This window comes from Agromyces tardus, assembly GCF_003710805.1.
Lineage (GTDB): Bacteria > Actinomycetota > Actinomycetes > Actinomycetales > Microbacteriaceae > Agromyces > Agromyces tardus.
Genome location: NZ_RHHB01000005.1, coordinates 1 through 18,868, shown reverse-complemented (window position 1 = coordinate 18,868; position 18,868 = coordinate 1). Strand labels below are relative to the sequence as shown.

Here is an 18,868-nt window from a genome sequence, read left to right as displayed (position 1 = left end):
GGGCGTGCATTCAACACGCCCTCGGCGTCTATTGACGGTGATGCCGTTCGGGACCATCCTGAGTATCAGATCCGCATCTTGATGCGTTCGGTGATCGTGGCCGGTGCCTGTGGGGGGCAGCACGGAGATGCGCCAGAGTGGGAGGCGGTCGTCATGATCCAGCGGTTGTGGTCGGATCTCGGGGGGAGCAGTCACCTTCGCCCGATAGCTCTCGGATCGAGTCTCAGATGAGCGCCGCGGATGCATCGGCTGGTCGAGCCGACGCGGCGGGCATGGCCCGCACCAAGGCGCCGGCGACGGCCTATATCTCCTGGGTCGCGCTTGCGCTGATGACGACCGCATCGGTGGCGAGCCTGCGTCCCGCGCCCACGATGGCCGTCTACGGGCTGGCTTGCGTGTTCCTGTACCTGGTGCCCGCGATCGTGTTCCTGCTGCCGACTTCGCTGGTGTCGGCGGAGCTCGCGTCGGGCTGGAAGGGCGGCGTCTACAACTGGGTGGCCACTGGCATCTCGAAGCCGATGGGCTTCCTCGCCGTCTGGTGCCAGTTCGCCATGACGATCTTCTATTACCCGACCCTGCTCGGGTTCGTCGCCTCGACGCTCGCCTACGTGATCAACCCCGAATTGGCGAGCAACGGCGTCTGGACGGCGCTCGTGATCGTGGTCTGCTACTGGTCGGGCGTGTTCATCTCGTCGCGCGGCACCAAGGGCGTCGCAGGCCTCGCCAGCGGCGGCCTCATCATCGGAACGCTGATTCCGGGTGCCCTGCTGATCCTGCTCGGCGCGGTCTATCTCGGCCAGGGCAACCCGTCGGCCGCGCCCATGACCGCGGCGAACTTCTTTCCGCAGTGGGCCGGTCTCGCGAGCCTCGTGCTGATCGTCAACAACTTTCTCTCGTACAGCGGCATGGAGATGAATGCCGTGCATGTGTCGTCGCTGCGAAACCCCGCCAAGCACTTCCCGCGCGCGATCTTCCTGGCGATGGGGCTGGTGCTGTTGATCTTCATCCTGCCGGCGCTCGCGATCAGCTGGATCGTTCCGGCCGAAGAGCTCTCGCTCACCGCCGGTGTGATGCAGGCGTTCGACGCGGTGCTCGCGGTGTTCGACTGGCAGTGGCTCACTCCGATCATCGGCATCGCGCTCGTCGCGGCCTCGCTTGGCGGCATGCTGACCTGGCTTGCCGGGCCGTCGAAGGGCCTGCTGTTGATCTCGCGCCAGGAGGGGTACCTGCCGCCCTTCCTGCAGAAGTTGAACAAGCATGGCGTGCAGCAGAACCTGCTTGTGACGCAGGGGATCATCACGACCGTGATCGCTCTCGGCTACGCGCTCATTCCCGACGTATCCAGTGCGTACTGGATCTTCTCGGTGATCACGACGCAGGTGTACCTGATCATGTACCTGCTCATGTTCGTGGCGGCCGTGCGCCTGCGGCGTAGCCATCCCGACCACCCGCGCGGCTACCGGGCGCCGATGCTCATCGGCCTGTGCGGTGTCGGCTTCGCGGCCTCGCTCGCCGCGCTGCTCGTCGGCTTCATCCCGCCGTCGCAGTTCGGCGGCGGCAACCCGTGGATCTACTTCGTGATCGTCGCCGGCGGCGCGCTCGGCCTCGGCCTGCTCGTACCCTGGCTGTTCTACCGATTCCGGAAGCCGTCGTGGAAGCTCCCGGAGGCATCCGCTGAGTCGGAGGAGGTGGCGAAATGAGCACTGGAACCGAGGAACAGAGCCCGCGCCAGCGATCGGTGCTCTACATCGTCGTGTCCGTCGTCCTCATCATCCTCGCCGTGTGGGCGGTGATCGCCTTTGCCTCCGCTCGAGAGAGCCAGCGGGCCGAGGAGAAGGCGTCTCAGCTCGTCCAGGTGCTCGAGGATGCCGGTGCGACGGCGCCGCCGGCGCCCGAGATCATCGCCCGCGTACTGGGCGATGACGGCGGGGCCGTGTGCGCCAATCCGAATCAGGCACTCAGCCGTGCAACGCTGTACGGAATGTTGACGACCGGCGCGGGCGGCCCGGGCGAGCGCCCGGTGATCGTCGACAACAAGGTCTTGAAGGGTCAACTCGCGATCATCGAGGTGTACTGCCCGGACGAGCTGGAGGACTTCCGGCAGTTCGTCGACAGCCTCGAGACGACCGACTCGGCGAACGGATGAGCGTGGATCTGCGCACTCGCATCGGCGAGCTGATGGAGCGGGTGCGCCCTGAACTCGCGGAACTCGTCGCCTTCCGATCGGTCGCCGACCCGCGGCAGTTTCCGCCCGAGGAGTGCGCGAAGACGGCCGAGTGGGTGCGCGGCCGATTCCAGCAGCTCGGCTTCGCCGACGCGCGCCTCGAGCGCACGCCCGACGGCAGCGACGCCGTCGTCGGTTTCCGCCCGTGCGGCGATCCGGGTGCCGCGACCGTGTTGCTGTACGCGCACTACGACGTGCAGCCGCCCCTCGACGAGTCCGCCTGGCGCACACCGCCGTTCGAGCTCACCGAGGTGGACGGCCGCTGGTACGGACGGGGCGCGGCGGACTGCAAGGGGAACATCCTGATGCACTTGCTCGCACTTCGGGCGCTCGGCGACGACGTGCCGGTCAACCTCAAGCTCGTCGTCGAGGGTTCCGAAGAGCAGGGCACGGGAGGGCTCGAGGCGTTCGTGGCCGCGAACCCCGAACTGCTGCGCGCCGACGCGATCCTCGTGTGCGACACGGGCAATGCCGCCGTGGGGCATCCCGCTGCGACGGTGACGCTGCGCGGGATGGCGAACGTGGTGGTGACAGTCGAGTCGATGGCGTCCGAGGTGCACTCGGGCATGTTCGGCGGTCCCGCGCCCGATGCGCTCGCGGCGCTGATCGCGATCCTCGCCTCGCTGCGCGACTCGGCCGGCAACACGACGATCGCAGGGCTCGACGCCTCCCGGCGCTGGGAGGGCGCGCCGTACCCGCCCGAGCAGTTCCGCACCGACGCGGGAGTGCTCGAAGGAGTCGAGTTGCTCGGCGACGGAACCGTGTCGGACATGTTGTGGGCGCGCCCTGCCGTCACCGTGCTCGGCATCGACAGCCCGCCGGTGGTCGGCTCGACGGCCGCGATCGTCCCCCGCGCGGCCGCGCGGCTGAACCTTCGGGTGCCGCCCGGCATGGCCGCGGATGCCGCGCACGACGCGCTCGTCGCACACCTGCGCGCCGCCGCACCGTGGGGCGTGCACGTGGAGGTGGAGACCGAGGCGGTCGGCTCGCCGTTCGAGGCCGAGACCGACGGGCCGGCGTACCGGGCGATGGCAGCCGCGATGCAGGAGGCCTACGGCGTCCCCATGACGACGCTCGGCCAGGGCGGCTCGATCCCGCTGTGCAACGTGTTCGCCGATACGTATCCCGGTGCCGAGATCATCCTCATGGGCGTCGAGGAGCCGCTCGCCCTCATCCACGCGCCCAACGAGAGCGTCGATCCGACCGAGATCGAGCGGCTGGCCCTGAGCGAGGCGCTGTTCCTGCGCGCGTACGGAGCGCCCCTCGACTGATCACCGACGTGCACGACCGGGTGGGCGGATGCTGCGGCATCCGCCGACCGTCGCGTACACGCCGCGTACGCGGCATCCGCTCGGCACTCAGGTCGCAGGCGTGGCGGGCTCGCCCGGCACTGTGGGCTCGACCTGAGGCTCACGCGGGCCGCGGATGCGCTTCCAGATGAAGTCGACCACCACCGCCAGCACGATGATCGCGACGAGGGCGATCGCGGTGGCGGGCTCGTTGACGAGCGTCGTCGTCACGAACACCACGAACGTGCCGAGCGTCGCCACGAGGGCGATGATCAGCACGATGAGGCTCGCGCCGGTTTTTTTGTAGAGCCGGAAGTGGGCGATCGTCACCGACGAGAACACGAGCAGCGCCACGGCGCTGCCGATCGAGGCGATCTTGTTCAGGTCGAAGAGCGTGACGAAGATGATCGTGAGCGCCGCGATCCCGAGCAGCCCGATCGGCGCACGGCGGATCGAGCGGCCGAACACCGGCGGGAACTGGCCGACCGAGGCGAGGTGCCGCGTCATCCCGACCGAGGGGTACAGGCTCGCGTTCACCGCACCGGCCGTCGAAAAGAGCGCCGTGATCACCATGAGCACGTACCCCCAGTCGCCGAGTACCGGGCGGGCCGCCTCGGCGAGCGCGGTGGTGCCATACGCGACGACCTGGTCGGCCGTGAGGGTGCCGAAGACCCCGAGGGCGACGGCCACGTACACGGTCGTCGCGATGGCGAGCGCGAGGTACACGGCCCGCGGCAATTGGCGCTTCGGCTGTGGAAGGTCCTTCGCAGTGAAGGTGATGACACCGAAGCCCAGGAACGCGAAGAACGTGAGCGCGACGCTCGCGATGATCTCGCGCACGCCCGGGTACCCGGCGGGGTCGAGCAGGGCCGGGTCCCAGTTCGCGATCGTCGCGATCGCGAACACGGTGAGGATGCCGAGGACGATCTTCACGATCACGGACTGCACCCTGGCGACCGCGTTCGAGCCCACCGCGTTGAGCGCGGTCATCACCAGCACGAGCAGGACCGCGAAGACCTTGGCCCACGTCGGGTCGTTGCCTGCGACCACCGAACTCGCGTACCCACCGAACGACGATGCGACCATCGCGGCGACGATCGAGCCCGTCACGTAGAACAGCCAGGCGACGATGCCCGCGAAGTGCCCCTCGCCGAAACCCCGGGCGATGAAGGCGAGCAGGCCGCCACCCGATGGGAAGGTCGCGCCGAGCTTCGCGAAGGAGTACCCCTGCAGCCCGGCAATTGCGCCGGCGATGAGGAACGACAGCCAGACGGCCGATCCAGCGACGGCACCCGCCGCCCCGAGCAGGGCGAAGATGCCCGCGCCGACCATCGACCCCACACCGATAAAGGTGGCCTGGGCGACGGTCATACGCCGAGCAGGTTCTGTGGTCGACATCGCCGTCCTCTCGATCGCTCCCGCGCGTCGGGTGTGGCGAAAGCCTACCGAGGGCGCACTCGCGCCGTCACGACTTTCGTGCGCCGCCGCGAGCCAATCTTGGCCGTGCATGAGTCGCTACAACTCAACCAACGTCCTGGCGTCCTGCGACGACCCGCCTGGGTTGCTGAGCACCTCCGATATCAATGCATGACGGACCGAGGGTAGCCCGCTCGATGGAACACCGTGCCGGCTCCCATACCGTGGTCTCCGCGGCCGGTGTCGGGGGTCGGCCATCCGGTCCGCCCCTTCACGAGACCGCCCGCGCCACTTACGTTCGTCGGGCGCGTCCGGGTGGCATGATGTGACCACGCTCATGGTCGGGGGATCTGAATGTGGAATCGAACAAGGACGACGGGGTTCCTCGCAACTGCCGTGGTATCGATCGTGGTCGTGGTGGGTCTCTCCGGCTGCACCGAAGGCGCCAGCAGCGTCGACCGGGCCAAGGCCCAGGTCACCGCGAAGGAGAAGGCCGTCGCGAGCGCCCAGGCGGAGCTGGATGCCGCGTCGACGGAGTTCTGCGGAGCAAGCCGGGACTACATCGACGCACTTGATCGGTACGGCGACGTGCTGAACGACACCGCGCCCACCGTCGGCGACGTCAGGGTGGCAGGAAAAGACCTCGCCGATCCCCGCGACGACGCGTTCGATGGCGCGGAGGCCGCGGTCGACGCGCAGCAGGCCCTCGTCGTCGCCCAGCAGGACCTCGCGGAGGCGCAGGCCGCTCTGGCCGCGGCCGAGGCAGGGGCCTCCAGCTCGCCCGCGGTCGCCGAGCCGACCCCGCCTCCGACCAGCACGCCGCTGGCGCCCGCGGCCACCGTCGATCGGGTGAAGCAGGCCGATGCCGACTTCGAGGCCGCGCAGGCCTCCATCACCGAGCAGACGCCCCTGGCGGAAGCATCCGAGCAGTTCAACAGCGCGGTCGTCGCGCTCGAGATGGCGTGGCTCAAGCTCTTCGCCGATGCCGGATGCCTCACCGAGGAGCAGCAGGTGCAGGCCGCGGCGGCCGTCAGCGCGTACACGTTCGCGCTGCAGCAGGACCTCGCCACGGCTGGGTACTACTCCGGTACCGTCGACGGCGTGTCGGGGCCGCTCACCGTGCAAGCGGTCGAAGACCTTCAGGAGGCGAACGGGTTGCCGGTGACGGGCACGGTCGACAAGGCGACCGCTGCGGCGCTCCAGGCCGAACTGGTGGCGCTCGGTGGAGCTGCCGCCCAAGAGTCGCTGGCGTCGACGGCCGCCGTGCAGCAGACGCTCAAGCTCGCCGGTTTCTGGGACGGGGCGGTCGACGGAGTGTGGACCGATGACCTCACCGCAGCGATGCAGGCGTTCCAGACTGCGCTCGGAGTCGAGCCGACGGGCGCGGTGGATGCCGCGACGATCGCCGCCTTCGAACGTGCGATCGCCGAGCTCACCGCGCCGGACCCCTCGCCGAGCCCGTCGGCGACGCCGACGGACGCGCCCGCGAGTTCGTGACCGGAGCCCGGGTGCCGCGTCCTCTTCGATGAGGTCGGATGCCGGGGCTGATGCGCTGGAGGCCGGTTACTGGTCGCCCGACTGAGGTGCTGAGCAGTCGAGCTGCGCCTGCACGGCCCTGGACACAGGGCTTCCGCTGAAGCTGCGGACTCGGCAAACCAACGAGTGATCTACATCGACCCGCAGACAACCTACGAAGGCCACACCCTCTGCTCTAGCCTGGTTCCCGCAGATTCTGGGATGAACGGACTTGTGTTGGACGATTTCACCCCAGGTGATAAGCCGTTCAACATCGCCGATAGCCTGGTGTCCCAGCAGTCCGTTCATCCGACGGATCTCGGGACCACGCTCTATTCGGACGCGGTGGAGGCCGCTCTCGTGGGTGTCTACTAGCCCGAGCTCGTCAAGCGGGCGTATCCACACCAGAACCGAGAAACGAGAGAGACGTGGTATCAACGCACAACACGGAGACGCAGGGTGGAGAGAGCGCAGGGCCACGGCGCACTGCGGTGTATGTCTTCTTCCTGGGTGTGCTGCTGCCGGCGTTTATTGCCTTCGCCCGTTGGTTCGATATTGCGCTTGAGAACACAAGGTTCGGCGAGGAATTGATGCGGAGCCCGACCGAGTTCTTGACCGATATCACGCTTCAGGTCACGGCGCTGGTCATTGCCTTGTCGACGGGGGCCCTCGGCGCGATTTGGTTTCGCGAGCGAAGGCGAGGAAGACGTTTCACTTGGATCGGCTATTTCATCGCTGCAGCGTTGACATTGTTATCGGCCAATCTTTACGTCCTTTTTGGGCTGCATCCGTCGTGAGCTCGCTCGTTGTTCGCGGACCACGATCCGCTCAGATCTGGTCACATTGTCGAAGCTGGAACGGTGGACCTCCCGCCCCGCCCGGCATGAGTCGCAATCCGAGCAATGCGGGCGTGGTGTGTGCGCTGTCGCCGTGCCGGACTCAACTCCTTGACCATGAGCGCTCGAGGAGAGCATTGCCTCAGAGGAGTCTGCTGCACGGAGCGGTGACTCCTGATCTGTGATGTCGAGACACCACGGTGATGATCCCATCGCTGCTCGATCTGCCAACGTCACGGAGCCGGGCGAGACTGGGCTCTTGGTGGGGCACCGGGTCGGCAGAGGGGGCGAGACCTCGGGTGACTCGATGCGCGCACGCTTATTCAACGAATATGCACTCGATCTCACCCGAGACGTTCCCATCTCATTCGAGTACCATCGCTCCCGCAGCATCCGTTCTCTCAAGGAATCCCGGGCCAGTCCGAGACCATCCGATATTTCGGTTTCGAGGAGAAAGACTCGTGAACGGTCTCGTCCGATCCGTGGTGTCGCGGGTTCGAGTCCCGCCCTCGCTACAACAGCAGAATCCGCGACTCTCAGACCGATTCTCACTCCCTCGTCTCGATTCGCGTGACCACGTCTGAGCATGACCTGGTGCGATCCGGGCGTGCGAAGGTCATCGACGGGCAGTCGATGTCCGGCTTCCGCGGACGAACCTGCTTCCTCTGACGTCGCGCGCGCAAGCGCTGACGACGGCCGCCGCCCGCTTACGGCCGCACGATCTCGAACCACAGCGGGAAGTCGTCGAGCAGGCCGAAGATCCGAGCGACCACGTCGGTCTCGTCGCCGATCGCGATGTCGGATGCTGCGACGAGTTCGTCGAGCGGCCGCCCGCCGAACAGCGCTTGGGCCAGGGCGGCTTTCGTCGAACTCGCCGTGGCGTCCGGTTCGGGGTGCTGCGCATCGGCGGTGTACACGAGTACGCCGTTGCGCACCTCGAGCAGGTAGTCGACCGGTCCGCCGGGCGCGTCTTCGACGGTCCAGACCACCGATGCGGCGAGGTCGCCGGCGCGCTCGGCGTTCAGCTTGATGCCCGCGTAGTCGAGGATCATCTCCGTCGTCATCGCGGCGAACACGTCGGCCGTGGCGAGGTCGATGCTACCGAGATCGCGGACGCCCTGCCGGAGTTCGAGCGCGGCCATGAGGTACTCGTTGCGCCAGGTCGCATTCTCGGCCTGGTAGCCGAGCTGCTCGAGAGCGTCGGCTTGCAGCTCTGCGGCGTCGGTGTTGGCAGGGTCGGCGAACATGACGTGCGTGAGCACCTCGGCGACCCACCGGTAGTCACCATCGTCGAATGCGGAGCGGGCCTTCTCGAGAACGCCGTCGGCGCCGCCCATGTATTCCACGTAGCGCCGGCCGGCCTCCGTGGGGGGCAGCGGGTGCAGGTGTGCGGGGTGGGAGTCGTACCATCCCAGGTACCGCTGGTAGACGGCCTTGGCGTTGTGATTCAGCGAGCCGTAGTAGCCGTGGCTGTACCACTGGGCGTCCAGGCCAGCCGGCAGCCGCAGCTGCTCGGCGATCTCGATCGGCGTCCCGCCGAGGTTGGCGAGGCGGAGTGTCTGGTCGTGGATGAACTTGTACAGGTCGCGCTGATCGCGGAGATACTCGCGCACGTCGTCGGCGCCCCATCGCGGCCAGCCGTGCTGGCCGAGGATGACCTCGGTGTCCGCCCCGAACAAGCGGATCGTCTCGTTCAGGGTCTTCCACCACGTCGCGGCGTCGCGCACTTGGGCGCCGCGCAGCGTGTAGAGGTTGTGCATCAGGTGGTTCACGTCCTCGGCCGCGCAGAGCACCCGTCGTTGCGGGAAGTGGACGAGGAACTCGGCGGGGGCCTCGGTGCCCGGCGCCATCTGGAAGACCATCTCGACGCCGTCGATGGTGCGGGTCTCACCAGTGCGCGTGATGAGGTCGGTTGGCGGAACGAGCGTCGCGCTGCCCCCGGTGGACAGGGCGCTCGCCAGTCCGGCGTTCACCTGTCCACGGGGCCCGGTCGCAAGCATGGGACCGTACATGTAGATGCCGCGGCGCAGCATCGCCGTTCCGGCGTAGATGTTCTCGGCGACCGCCTCGTAGACCATCCCGTCGGGCGCGATCACCGGGACCGACCCGGCGCCGTCGACCATGGCCCGCGATCCGCCGTAGTGGTCGCCGTGGCTGTGCGTGTAGATGACGGCCGAGACGGGGCGGTCGCCGCGGTGCGCACGGTACAGGGCGAGCGCTGCAGCCGCGGTCTCGGTGAACGACAGGGGGTCGATCACGATGACTCCGGTGTCGCCCTCGACGAGCGTCATGTTGGCGAGGTCGAATCCGCGCACCTGGTACACGCCCTCGACGACCTCGAACAGGCCGTGGTGCGCGGTCACCTGCGCGTGCCGCCAGAGGCTCGGGTGCACTTCGTCGGGCGCGTCGTCGGCCTCGTGCACGAAGGCATGCGCGTCGATGTCGATGACCGGGGTTCCATCCGCACGGCGGATCACCGGGTCGTCGAGCGTGCCGATGAAGCCGCGCGCCGCGTCCTCGTAGTCGCGCCGATCGGCGAGCGGGAGTCCATCCCGCGCCGCGCGATTCGCCGCCGTCGTATGTTCGGTCGCCGGCTTCGAACCGTACGCTCCACCCACTGCCATCCCCGTTCCCCCTACAGACCGCGGGGAGTGCCCGCCCCCGCAACGATCACGATAGCCAAGGCCGCCGGCGACAGCGAGACCGCGCCGCGGCGTGGGACCGGCCTGGTGCGGCCATCCCGGGAAGCACACCGCCATGGCGCGGCGGGACCTGATGCCTTCCTTCAGGTTGCGCATCTGTCCGGTCGGGCGGGCATGCCGCCGGTGAGCCTGGCGAGACTCGATGTGCGCACGCCGTTCGCGGATTCCCGGATGGAATTTGCGGGAGGGTGCATCCGAACCCGGCCTTCGGGCGGAAGTAAGGGTATCGGGTGAATTCGCACCCGCCGATTGAAGGGGAAGTTCAATGAAGCGCATTCTCGCTACCGGATTCATCGCCGCTCTCGCCACGTTCGGCGTTGCCGGTACCGCCCACGCTGCGCCCGCCGACGCTGCCTGCTTCGGCCAGGTGCACAAGACCATCAACACCGAGGGTGCCCTCGGATTCACGAATGTCGGCGACGTGGTCCAGGCGATCGGCGGCCAGGGCAAGAACGACGTGGCCCGCGGGATCTGCGGCGACTGAGATGCCCTGACGGGATCGGTGCCGGCGTCGGCGGCTCGGAATCTCGGTTCCGAGCCGCCGACGCGACCACGAATGTCGCTTCGCACCTCGCGGCCGCGATCGACCACCGTTGAGTCAGCCATCCGCCCGCCGGATGAGGGCGCGCACGAACGCGACGGCCGCCACGACGATGGCGATCGCCGAACCGATGATCGCGATGCCCAGCAACGTGTGCACGATGGCGACCCAGGGGAAGGTCGAGTCGCCGAAATCGAACGGGAACACCGCCCAGAGCTGGATCATCGCCGCCAGGCCGACGCTGGTCGTCACGATGTCGCCGAACGACTTCAGCCATGCCCGGTCGAAGATGAGGTTCACGACGTTGGCGACGACGCCGACCGCGAGCGACGCATTGATCCAGGGCAGCACCTCGACGGTTTCGTCGGTGAGGAAGGGGAGGACCTGCCATCCGGGCCAGACGTTGCCCAGGTAGAGCAGGAGCAGGTTGACGAACGCCGCGACCGCGAATCCGAATCGTCGCGCAGCGGGGCCGGGCGGCTGACGCCGTCCTGGTCTCCGGCTCTCGGTCTCCGGCGAGTCCGCGGTCATGTTGCCAGCCTCGTGTTCGTCGGCATTCGCGCACAGGGCCGAACGGCCCGGTTGCGTCAACGGAACATCGCCCGGCTGACTCCGGACGTTCCAGCCGTGCCGGGTAGACTCGCCTCGCCACCATTCCACTCCACGGCCATCGAGGATGCGCTGGATGCTTCTCGAGATCGCCGCCGGCGGCTGGGTACTGCTGGTCATCGCCGCGCTCATCGTCGGGATCTCCAAGACGGCGCTGCCCGGCGCCGCCACGCTCTCGGTCGCGATCTTCGCCGGCGTGCTCCCGTCGCGTGCCTCCACCGCGACGCTCCTGCTGCTCCTCATCGTCGGCGACGTGTTCGCGCTGTGGGCGTACCACCGCCACGCCGACTGGCGCACGCTGCTGCGGCTCGCGCCCGCCGTGGTCGCGGGGCTGCTGGTGGGGGTGGTGTTCCTCGCGTTCGCCGACGACGGGGCCGTTCGGCGGGTCATCGGCGTCATCCTGCTCGTCGTCGTCGCCTTCACGCTGTGGCAGCGCAGGGGCGGCGACGTGATCGCGCCGCGCCGGTCGGTGGCCGTCGCCTACGGGTCGCTGGGCGGGTTCACGACGATGGTGGCCAACGCCGGCGGACCGGTGATGTCGATGTACTTCCTGGCCGCCCGGTTCCCGGTGAAGGCGTTCCTGGGCACCGCGGCGTGGTTCTTCGCGCTCGTCAACATCGCCAAGGTGCCGTTCGCGATCGGGCTCGGCCTGTTGACCACGCACGCGGTGCTCATCGATCTCGTGCTCGTGCCGGCCGTGCTCATCGGTGCGTTCGTGGGCAGGCGCATCGCCGATCGGATCGACCAGACGCTCTTCGAGCGCATCGTCATCGTGCTCACCGTGGTCGGCGCGATCTACCTGCTGCTCTGAACGATCGCGCCCCTCGTTCGGGGTATGGCGAGCAGCTCCGCGGCGGTCTATCGTTCGCGTGTGCAGGGCTCTCGACTCGTCACGGGCGCTGCGCGTGGGGGGTGTCGAACATGACTCCGGAAGAGCATGCGCGATCGTACGCGAGGGCGTTTCCTCACTTCGTCGGAAGAGGCGGGGCGCTGGAGACCTGGGACCAGAAGTGCGGATCACTGGTCTTCAGATACATCGACCGCGAGTTCGGGTGGAGCCCGTTCCCATCCGCCGACATCAGCAGTGCGCGCCGTGCCGCCAACGGTTCGGGGCACCTGGACCCGACCGCGGCCAACGCGCCCGCGCTGGCATTCCATTTCTGGGATATCGCGGGCATCGAGAACGGCCATGTCGGCGTCGGCATGACGAGTGGCGGCGGCATGCTCTTCATGGCCAACGCGTCGGTGACGGAGGACCTCGGCGACGCCATCGGGTTCGCGTCCGTCGACCACTACACGGCCGCGAAGGCTCCCCGCGCAACGTATCTCGGCTGGGCGACGAACTACGCCGGCGGCCGTCCGAACCCCGCCGCGGTCGCGGCCGCCGTCGGCGGCCTCCGCAAGAAGAAGGAGTACCCCATGTTCTCCATCATTCCCGCCGTCGACAGCGGGATCTGGGTGCAATCCACGGTCACGGGTCGGCGCACGCACGTCCTGACGCCGTATCACCTCGGGTTGCTGAAGCGCATGCGCGACAACGACGGTACGGACACGATGTTCCTGCAGGAGCTCGACATCGTCCGCATCTACCTGGAGGGGATCGGCCCCGACCAACTCGCCGCCGTCTCCGCCAACGAGCTCATCGAGGAGTTCCGACCGGAATTCGACAAGCTCGGGCCGATCGGGAACACGACCCCGCTGGACCTCGACGAGACCTTCGCGGAACGGATCAGGTCGCGCGGCGTTCAGTGAGCCCGGATCGGCTGCGCGCCGCGGTCCGCGTCGCGCTGCGCGCGGCGGGCGTCGACACGGTCGACCCGAAGCTGCGCGCGGGCCGCCGCGGCGCCGGCATGGACGCGGTCGAGCAGCGACCCGCACCGGCAGGGCGAGATCGCGCACGCGCGCGGCAGATCGTCGTCGTGATCTGACCGTCGGCTCGCGATCGGACTCGGGAGGGGTTCTCCGTGCGCGATGGGCCAGACTGAGGGCACACCAAACAGGGGAGCGACGATGGAGTCTCGGTATCTCGGTGCGTCCGGGTTCAAGATCTCGGCGATCACGTACGGCAACTGGCTGACCCACGGATCGCAGATCGAGGCCGACGCGGCCACGGCGTGCGTGCACGCCGCGCTCGACGCCGGGATCACCACGTTCGACACGGCCGACGTGTACGCGAACACCCGGGCGGAGTCGGTGCTCGGCGACGCCCTGCGAGGACATCGCCGCCAGTCCCTCGAGATCTTCACCAAGGTGTTCGGCCCCACCGGGCCCAAGGGGCACAACGACGTGGGCCTCTCCCGGAAGCACATCCTCGAGTCGATCGACGGATCGCTCGCCCGCCTCGGCACGGACTACGTGGACCTCTACCAGGCCCATCGCTACGACTACTTCACTCCGCTCGACGAGACCATGCAGGCGTTCGCCGACGTGGTCCGAGCCGGCAAGGCCCTCTACATCGGAGTGAGCGAGTGGACCGCCGACGAGCTCCGGGCGGCGGCACCGCTCGCGAAGGAGCTGCGGATCCAGCTCATCTCCAACCAGCCGCAGTACTCCGCCCTCTGGCGCGTGATCGAGGCCGAGGTCGTGCCGACCTCGAAGGAGCTCGGCATCTCGCAGATCGTGTGGTCGCCGATCGCACAGGGCGTGCTCACCGGCAAGTACCTTCCCGGCAAGCCGCATCCCGAGGGCAGCCGTGCCACGGACGACAAGGGCGGGGCCGGTGCGATCCGCCGCTTCCTCACCGACGACGTGCTCACCCGGGTCCAGGGCTTGCAGCCGATCGCCCAGGAGCTCTCGCTCTCGCTCGCCCAGCTCGCGGTCGCGTGGGTGCTGCAGAACGAGAACGTCGCGACTGCGATCATCGGCGCGTCGCGCCCCGAGCAGGTGCGGGAGAACGTGGCCGCGTCAGGGGTGGTCATCCCCGAGGAGCTCATGCGCCGGATCGACGACGTGCTCGGCGACGCCGTCGAGCGGGATCCGCGCCGCACCGACGAGAGCTCGCCGAAGTTCCGCGAAGCCTGATCGACGGATGCCGCGGGGCGCCGGCGCCTCCGCACCCGCCGCCTACACCACCTCGAATGCGCCAGAAGTGGCAGCGCAGCGACGCGCGAAGACCGGCGGGAACCGCGGGTCGTGCGGCGAGACGTGCACGTTGCCCGGGCGACCGAGTCCGAGGTGATCTCGCAACGTCGTGCCCTCGTACTCGGCGGGGAAGACGCCGAGCCGCTGCAGCTCCGGAACCGCCTGCGTCGCGAACGCCTCGAACTGCGCCGGCTGCGTGGCGGAGAGCACGTTGAACCCGTCGACCGCTCCGGCGTCGCCCCATGCCGCGAGCTCCGCGGCGACCTCCGCGCCCGTGCCCACGATGATCGACGCGCTGAACGAGGCCGCAACCACCAGGTGGCGCAGCGTCGGGGGATGCTCGCCGGAGGGAGCGCGGCCGGTGCGTTCCGCGACGATCTCGACGAGTTCCTGCCCGGCCGGGCTGAACGCCGAGACGAGCGACGGCGTGACCGGATCGTCGGGGTCGAGTCCGGCGACGTTCAGGCCGATGAGGTGCGACACCGAGGCGAGCGACCGGTTGCCGGGGAAGCCGGCGGGCGGCTCGCCATCCCAGTCGTCGGCGATCCGCACGAGCCCGCTGAGCTCGTCGGCGATCTGCTGGGCGTGCTCCCGGGTCTCGCCGATGATCGGGAGGATGGGCACGACGACCTTGAGCGTTCGGTCGTCGCGTCCCGACTCGAACGCGAGCGATCGCAGCTCCTCGCGCACGGCTGCCGCCTGCTGCCATCCGGAGACCGCGACGAGGGCGAGGTCTGCACTCGTCGCGGCGAAGAGCCGCGAACGAGCCGAGGAGCCCGAGTGCATGATCGGCACGTGGCCCTGAACCGGGCGCACGGCGTTGAGCGACCCGTCCACGCTGAGGTGCGCGCCACTGAACCGGGCGTCGTGCAGCTTCGCCGGATCGAGCAGCACTCCGCTGTCGGCGTCCGCCACGAACGCGTCGTCCTCGAACGAGTCCCACAGTCGCCGCAGCACCGTCTCGAACTCGTGTGCGCGGTCGTACCGAGACTCGTTGGTCGCGGCGAAGTCGCGGCCGTGGTTCTCGGCGACGCGCAGGTCGGCGCCGGTGACCAGGTTCACGCCGGCGCGTCCGCCGCTCAGCAGGTCGGCCGAGGCGGTGGCCCGGGCGATCGCGTACGGGTCGGCGTAGCTCGTGTTCACGGTCGCGATGAGGCCGATGCGCTCGGTCACGCCCGCGAGGTACGCGATCGCACTGAGTGGATCCACTCGCGCGAGCAGGTGCGGGTCCCGCCACTCCAGGTCGGGGCCGGTGGCGAGCCAGTCGCCGAAGAAGAGGTAGTCGAGCCGCGCGGACTCGGCGACCTCTGCGGCACGGCGGAGCACGGCGGCATCCTGCCGGGGGTCCCGGTGGGCGCCGGGGTGACGCCAGCCCGAAGGGTACGCGCCGATCGTTCGGATCATCGCGCCGATGATGAGTCGTGTCATGTGTTCGACCTCCCGCCCCGAACCTACGAAGGGGCCCCGGCGATCTCGACACCGCCTGTCACACGGAGGAATCGGAGGCCACAGTCCGCAATGCCGCGTCACGCGAGGTCACGCCTGACCCGTTCGAGCGCGGTGCGTCGACTCCTCTGCGGCGTTCGATGACACGCCCCGATCCCTGGGTGTGACCGGATGTTGCGAATGCAACGGTCCGTGACCGGCCCGCTGGCGCAGCCGACCCCGACGGCGCACAGTGACCTCCATGACGACGACCGACGCACCCGCGACCACCCTCGACCAGACCGCCTTCGCCCTCGAATGGGAGGACTGGCATCGCGCACATGAGGCGCGCCGCGCCGACCCCGAGGGGTTGCTCGCGGTCACCGCCGTGCACTGGCTCGACCAGACCCCGCGGCGCCTCGACGGCGTGCCCGGGGTGTGGTCGACCGGCGACGACGGGCCCGTCGTCGAGCTCTCCGCCGACGAGGAGCTCGAGCAGGACGGCGTCCGCATCATCCACCGCCACGCCTTCGGACCCATCGCCGAGCGCGCCGGCGTCACCGTGCGCTCGGGCGACGTCGTGATCGAGGTCGCCCGCCGCGGCGGCCAGGACATCGTGCGGCCCCGCGATCCGGCGCACCCGTACCTCGCCCGCTTCCGCGGCACTCCGACCTACGCGCCCGACCCGCGTTGGGTCGCCCACGGGCGATTCCGCCCGTTCGGATCCCCCCGCGAGGTGACCGTCGGCTCGGCGGCCGAGGGACTGCAGCACGTCTACGCCGCGCCGGGCGAGGTCGAGTTCGAGTTGGGCGGCGAGGTGTTCCGCCTGATCGCCTTCAACGGCCACGCGCCCGGCACGCTCACGGTCCTGTTCACGGATGCCACGAGCGGCCTCACGACGTACGCGGCGAACCGGAGCCTCGACATCGCGGCACCCGACGCCGCCGGCGCCCTGACGCTCGACTTCAACCGCGCGGTGAACCTGCCGTGCGCGTACACCGACCACGCGACCTGCCCGCTGCCCCCGGCCGAGAACCGCCTCACGGTCGGCATCGAGGCGGGCGAGCAGACGCCGCTCCAGCGACACCGGGCCTGACGCATGGACGGCGCGATGCACCCGTCCGCGGCGAAGCCCCTCGGCGACGTCGAGCGAGCGGACCGGCCCTCGTGACCCCGTCCGGCACCGACACCGAGGTCGTCGTGGTCGGCGGCGGCGCGATGGGATCGTCCGCCGCCTGGCACCTCGCCCGGCGCGGCCGCGAGGTCACGCTCCTCGAGCGCTTCGATCCCGGTCACGCGCACGGCGCGTCGCACGGCGCCTCTCGCAACTTCAACCTCGCCTACTCCGAGCCCACCCACGTCGCGATGCTCCTCGAGTCGCAGCTCGCGTGGCGCGAGCTCGAGGCGGAGACGGGCGCGTCCCTCCTCGCGCAGGTCGGGCTCGTCGACCACGGCGACGACGCCGGTCACGAGGAGGTGCGCGATGCGCTCGGCGCCGTCGGCATCCCGAGCGAGTCCGTGCCGGCGGAGGCGGCGCGGCGGCGCTGGCCGGGCATCCGCTTCGAGACCCGCGCGCTGTACCTCCCCACCGCCGGTCGGCTCCACGCGGATGCCGCGGTGCGGGCGTTCCAGCAGGCGGCGGCCGCGCGCGGCGCGGTCGTGCGCCATCGGACGCCGGTGCGCGCATCCGCGTCGAACGCAGCGATCGCGTGCACGTCGAGACCGACGCCGGCACGATCGTGGCGCGCCACGTGGTCGTGACCGCCGGAGCGTGGACCTCGAAGCTCCTCGGCGGGCTCGTGCCGTTGCCCCGCCTCGTCGTCACCCAGGAGCAGCCCGCGCACTTCGCGGTGCGCGACGCCGCGCTCGACTGGCCGGGGTTCAACCACCGGCCGGGGCCCCGCGACGCGTGGTGGTACTCGGGGGTCTACGGCATGCTCACGCCGGGTGAGGGTGTGAAGGCGGGCTGGCACGGCGTCGGGCCGGTGGTCGACGCCGACCTGCGCGACTACGAGGCCGAGCCCGTGCAGTTCGCGGCCCTGCGCCGCTATGCCCGCGAGTGGCTGCCCGGCGTCGACGCGGAGGTCGCGACGCCGATCAGCTGCACCTACACGACGACGCCCGATTCGGTGTTCGTGCTCGACTCCGCCGGTCCCGTCACCGTGGGGGCGGGTTTCTCGGGGCACGGATTCAAGTTCACGCCGGCGGTCGGGCGGATCCTCGCCGACCTCGTCGACGGGCGCCCGGCACCCGGCGTCTTCCGGCTGCGGCGCTTCGCCGCGGCCTGATGCGTTCGGCGTTCCGCCGACGGCCCGGGAGCCGACCCGCCCACGCCGCATGAGCTCCGCGTGGGCGTAGGAGTTCGACATGCGGCATCGACGGAATTCGTCACATTCGCCGGCTCCGGAACCGGGCTCCGGGCCGTCACGACGGCGGAATGACGCGCGGTGACGATTTCGGTCGCCCCGTGTATCGCCGCGTTGCCGGGCCTCCGGGGCGCTGCATAGCTTCGAGACATCCGCCCGGGAACGGCCCGAGCGGAACCGATCGATGAGCAGGACGGAGCGAACGATGACCACCCAGTTGAGCGTGCGGTTCGTGAGCGCGGACGATGAGCTGGCGAAGCCGTTGCTCGCCGACCTCGAGCGCGAGTACGACGACCGCTACGGCGAGTTCTTCGGAGAGCCCGCCAGCGTCGAGCTCCGCCGCTATCCCGCGTCGGAGTTCGCTCCGCCGTGGGGCGCGTTCCTCGTGCTCCTCGAGCGCGGCGAGCCGGTCGCCGGGGGCGCGTTCAAGCGATTCGACGAGCGCACCGCCGAGCTCAAGCGGGTATGGACGCATCCCGACCACCGGGGTCGCGGCCTCGGCCGGCGCGTCGTCGCCGAGCTCGAGGCGGCGGCGAGCCACCGCGGCTACACCGCGGTGACGCTCACCACCGGACCGCGCCAGCCCGAGGCGATCGCGCTGTACCTCGCGAGCGGGTACACGCCTCGCTTCGACACCTCGCTGCCGCCGGAGCAGGTCGGCATCCACGCATTCGACAAGTCACTCGTCACCGAAGGAGTCCGCGCATGAGCCGCATCCTCGCCCGCCGGTCGGAGGGGACGGCGACGTTGGCCGGCGCCGTCGTCGCCCCGGCCCCCGCCGACGCTCCGACCGGCGCCCAGGCGGCGGGTGCCGTGGGCGCCGAGGGGCAGCCCGTCGCGGCCGTCCCGCCCACGGACGCCGCC

The 18,868-nt window shown here is 69.5% G+C and carries 18 protein-coding genes; 14 read left to right on the top strand and 4 right to left on the bottom strand.

All coding sequences use genetic code 11. The annotated features are described in order from the left end of the window. Window positions 1-272: 272 nt before the first annotated feature. Genes gadC through EDM22_RS04895 form a run of 3 tightly spaced genes read left to right on the top strand, consistent with a single transcriptional unit; the run spans window position 273 to window position 3,495 of the window. Window positions 273-1,700 carry a glutamate/gamma-aminobutyrate antiporter GadC gene (gene gadC / locus EDM22_RS04905; RefSeq protein WP_212591892.1) on the top strand — a complete coding sequence of 476 codons (1,428 nt, stop codon included), beginning with the start codon at window positions 273-275 and terminating at the stop codon, window positions 1,698-1,700. Further along, the gene (locus EDM22_RS04900; protein WP_122935956.1) at window positions 1,697-2,146 is read left to right on the top strand and encodes a flagellar basal body-associated FliL family protein; all 450 of its coding nucleotides are present in this window, start codon (window positions 1,697-1,699) and stop codon (window positions 2,144-2,146) included. Before gadC ends, EDM22_RS04900 begins: the two co-directional genes overlap by 4 nt. 2 nt (window positions 2,147-2,148) lie before the next feature. Beyond that, window positions 2,149-3,495 carry a dipeptidase gene (locus EDM22_RS04895; protein ID WP_122935955.1) on the top strand — a complete coding sequence of 449 codons (1,347 nt, stop codon included), beginning with the start codon at window positions 2,149-2,151 and terminating at the stop codon, window positions 3,493-3,495. Window positions 3,496-3,582: 87 nt separating this feature from the next. Here the strand turns inward: EDM22_RS04895 and EDM22_RS04890 are convergent, their stop codons facing one another. Then, window positions 3,583-4,911 carry an APC family permease gene (locus EDM22_RS04890; protein WP_122935954.1) on the bottom strand — a complete coding sequence of 443 codons (1,329 nt, stop codon included), beginning with the start codon at window positions 4,909-4,911 and terminating at the stop codon, window positions 3,583-3,585. 414 nt (window positions 4,912-5,325) lie between these two features. Here EDM22_RS04890 and EDM22_RS04885 point away from each other — a divergent pair, with 414 nt between their 5' ends. Next, window positions 5,326-6,426: a peptidoglycan-binding domain-containing protein gene (locus EDM22_RS04885; protein WP_245989207.1), complete on the top strand. Its 1,101-nt coding sequence runs from the start codon at window positions 5,326-5,328 to the stop codon at window positions 6,424-6,426. A gap of 509 nt (window positions 6,427-6,935) precedes the next feature. Beyond that, window positions 6,936-7,241 (top strand): hypothetical protein, encoded by a 306-nt coding sequence (locus tag EDM22_RS04875; RefSeq protein ID WP_122935951.1) that lies wholly within the window; start codon window positions 6,936-6,938, stop codon window positions 7,239-7,241. A 746-nt stretch (window positions 7,242-7,987) separates the two neighbouring features. Here EDM22_RS04875 and EDM22_RS04870 read toward each other — a convergent pair. Continuing rightward, a complete protein-coding gene (locus EDM22_RS04870) occupies window positions 7,988-9,904 on the bottom strand; it encodes an alkyl/aryl-sulfatase (protein ID WP_170964022.1) in 1,917 nt (638 codons plus the stop codon). 343 nt (window positions 9,905-10,247) lie between these two features. On the opposite strand from EDM22_RS04870, the gene EDM22_RS19450 reads away from it, so the two are divergent. Then, entirely contained in the window at window positions 10,248-10,466 is a 219-nt protein-coding gene (locus EDM22_RS19450) for a hypothetical protein (RefSeq protein WP_170964021.1), read from the top strand. Window positions 10,467-10,580: 114 nt separating this feature from the next. Here the strand turns inward: EDM22_RS19450 and EDM22_RS04865 are convergent, their stop codons facing one another. Then, window positions 10,581-11,054, bottom strand: a complete 474-nt coding sequence (locus EDM22_RS04865; protein ID WP_122935949.1) for a hypothetical protein — start codon at window positions 11,052-11,054, stop codon at window positions 10,581-10,583. 154 nt (window positions 11,055-11,208) lie between these two features. Here EDM22_RS04865 and EDM22_RS04860 point away from each other — a divergent pair, with 154 nt between their 5' ends. The 4 genes from EDM22_RS04860 (at window position 11,209) to EDM22_RS04845 (ending at window position 14,153) form a co-directional block, all read left to right on the top strand. Next, window positions 11,209-11,943, top strand: a complete 735-nt coding sequence (locus EDM22_RS04860; RefSeq protein ID WP_122935948.1) for a sulfite exporter TauE/SafE family protein — start codon at window positions 11,209-11,211, stop codon at window positions 11,941-11,943. A gap of 101 nt (window positions 11,944-12,044) precedes the next feature. After that, the gene (locus EDM22_RS04855) at window positions 12,045-12,884 is read left to right on the top strand and encodes a hypothetical protein (RefSeq protein WP_138708030.1); all 840 of its coding nucleotides are present in this window, start codon (window positions 12,045-12,047) and stop codon (window positions 12,882-12,884) included. Further along, on the top strand, window positions 12,881-13,060 hold the full coding sequence (locus tag EDM22_RS04850; protein WP_122935946.1) for a hypothetical protein: 180 nt from the start codon (window positions 12,881-12,883) through the stop codon (window positions 13,058-13,060). Before EDM22_RS04855 ends, EDM22_RS04850 begins: the two co-directional genes overlap by 4 nt. A gap of 82 nt (window positions 13,061-13,142) precedes the next feature. Beyond that, a complete protein-coding gene (locus EDM22_RS04845) occupies window positions 13,143-14,153 on the top strand; it encodes an aldo/keto reductase family protein (RefSeq protein ID WP_122935945.1) in 1,011 nt (336 codons plus the stop codon). Window positions 14,154-14,195: 42 nt separating this feature from the next. Here EDM22_RS04845 and EDM22_RS04840 read toward each other — a convergent pair whose 3' ends face one another. Continuing rightward, window positions 14,196-15,641, bottom strand: coding sequence for an NtaA/DmoA family FMN-dependent monooxygenase (locus tag EDM22_RS04840; RefSeq protein WP_122935944.1), 1,446 nt, complete (start codon window positions 15,639-15,641; stop codon window positions 14,196-14,198). 259 nt (window positions 15,642-15,900) lie between these two features. On the opposite strand from EDM22_RS04840, the gene EDM22_RS04835 reads away from it, so the two are divergent. The 4 genes from EDM22_RS04835 to EDM22_RS04825 all read left to right on the top strand — a co-directional run bounded on the left by EDM22_RS04835 (window position 15,901) and on the right by EDM22_RS04825 (window position 18,713). Next, a complete protein-coding gene (locus EDM22_RS04835; protein ID WP_122935943.1) occupies window positions 15,901-16,734 on the top strand; it encodes a DUF1684 domain-containing protein in 834 nt (277 codons plus the stop codon). Window positions 16,735-16,805: 71 nt separating this feature from the next. After that, window positions 16,806-17,399: an FAD-dependent oxidoreductase gene (locus tag EDM22_RS20225; protein WP_342768501.1), complete on the top strand. Its 594-nt coding sequence runs from the start codon at window positions 16,806-16,808 to the stop codon at window positions 17,397-17,399. Continuing rightward, window positions 17,348-17,926, top strand: a complete 579-nt coding sequence (locus EDM22_RS20220; RefSeq protein ID WP_342768500.1) for an FAD-dependent oxidoreductase — start codon at window positions 17,348-17,350, stop codon at window positions 17,924-17,926. The genes EDM22_RS20225 and EDM22_RS20220 overlap by 52 nt, the downstream gene beginning before the upstream one ends. 262 nt (window positions 17,927-18,188) lie before the next feature. Then, complete coding sequence (locus EDM22_RS04825; protein ID WP_122935942.1) at window positions 18,189-18,713, top strand: GNAT family N-acetyltransferase; 525 nt, start codon at window positions 18,189-18,191, stop codon at window positions 18,711-18,713. Window positions 18,714-18,868: the final 155 nt, after the last annotated feature.

Bases quoted from the DNA above. Each gene is read 5' to 3' on its own strand.
- gadC (WP_212591892.1), top strand. From the start codon at position 273: ATGGCCCGCACCAAGGCGCCGGCGACGGCCTATATCTCCTGGGTCGCG.
- EDM22_RS04900 (WP_122935956.1), top strand. From the start codon at position 1,697: ATGAGCACTGGAACCGAGGAACAGAGCCCGCGCCAGCGATCGGTGCTC.
- EDM22_RS04890 (WP_122935954.1), bottom strand. From the start codon at position 4,911: ATGTCGACCACAGAACCTGCTCGGCGTATGACCGTCGCCCAGGCCACC.
- EDM22_RS04870 (WP_170964022.1), bottom strand. From the start codon at position 9,904: ATGGCAGTGGGTGGAGCGTACGGTTCGAAGCCGGCGACCGAACATACG.
- EDM22_RS19450 (WP_170964021.1), top strand. From the start codon at position 10,248: ATGAAGCGCATTCTCGCTACCGGATTCATCGCCGCTCTCGCCACGTTC.
- EDM22_RS04865 (WP_122935949.1), bottom strand. From the start codon at position 11,054: ATGACCGCGGACTCGCCGGAGACCGAGAGCCGGAGACCAGGACGGCGT.
- EDM22_RS04860 (WP_122935948.1), top strand. From the start codon at position 11,209: ATGCTTCTCGAGATCGCCGCCGGCGGCTGGGTACTGCTGGTCATCGCC.
- EDM22_RS04845 (WP_122935945.1), top strand. From the start codon at position 13,143: ATGGAGTCTCGGTATCTCGGTGCGTCCGGGTTCAAGATCTCGGCGATC.
- EDM22_RS04840 (WP_122935944.1), bottom strand. From the start codon at position 15,641: ATGACACGACTCATCATCGGCGCGATGATCCGAACGATCGGCGCGTAC.
- EDM22_RS04835 (WP_122935943.1), top strand. From the start codon at position 15,901: ATGACGACGACCGACGCACCCGCGACCACCCTCGACCAGACCGCCTTC.
- EDM22_RS04825 (WP_122935942.1), top strand. From the start codon at position 18,189: ATGAGCAGGACGGAGCGAACGATGACCACCCAGTTGAGCGTGCGGTTC.